Source organism: Vibrio sp. 1-2 (7-a) (assembly GCF_013048515.1).
Taxonomy (GTDB): Bacteria; Pseudomonadota; Gammaproteobacteria; order Enterobacterales; family Vibrionaceae; genus Vibrio; species Vibrio diabolicus.
Window position 1 is genome coordinate 1 of record NZ_VHSQ01000031.1, and the last position, 614, is coordinate 614.

Sequence of the window (614 nt, forward strand, 5' to 3'; positions counted from 1 at the left end):
CTTGGAAAATGCCAAAGACGGAATAGTCCGCCCCTACAGAATACCGCTCAGAATGACAGATACCGCCTTAGTTGGCGGTATCTGCGTAGATATTAGAAAGTCAATGAGTCGGTTCGTAGACGCTTACCAAACTACAGCAGAAACTTTGTTCCAAATTGCTTAGATAAGCACATATTCGCTTTTGGAAAAGAAGGGCATTGCCTCTAACAACTCTAGGCTATAGTTCCTGATGTCCAGATACAAAAAAACCTCGCAATTGCGAGGCTTTTTCAGTAAATGGCGCGTCCTGGAGGATTCGAACCTCCGACCGCCTGGTTCGTAGCCAGGTACTCTATCCAGCTGAGCTAAGGACGCGCAGTTTTCGATATCAACTTTCGTCAACATCAGGGCATTACCCTTCAATAAGTGGCGCGTCCTGGAGGATTCGAACCTCCGACCGCCTGGTTCGTAGCCAGGTACTCTATCCAGCTGAGCTAAGGACGCGCAGTTTTCGATATCAACTTTCGTCAACATCAGGGCATTACCCTTTAATAAGTGGCGCGTCCTGGAGGATTCGAACCTCCGACCGCCTGGTTCGTAGCCAGGTACTCTATCCAGCTGAGCTAAGGACGCGC

At 49.2% G+C, this 614-nt stretch carries 3 tRNA genes; all 3 read right to left on the reverse strand.

Annotated features, from left to right (window positions below):
- Positions 1 to 277: 277 nt before the first annotated feature.
- Positions 278 to 354: transfer RNA gene (locus FKN08_RS23625), tRNA-Arg, on the reverse strand.
- Positions 355 to 406: 52 nt separating this feature from the next.
- A tRNA-Arg gene (locus FKN08_RS23630) sits at positions 407 to 483 on the reverse strand.
- A gap of 52 nt (positions 484 to 535) precedes the next feature.
- Positions 536 to 612, reverse strand: a tRNA-Arg gene (locus FKN08_RS23635).
- Between the last annotated feature and the right edge of the window lie 2 nt (positions 613 to 614).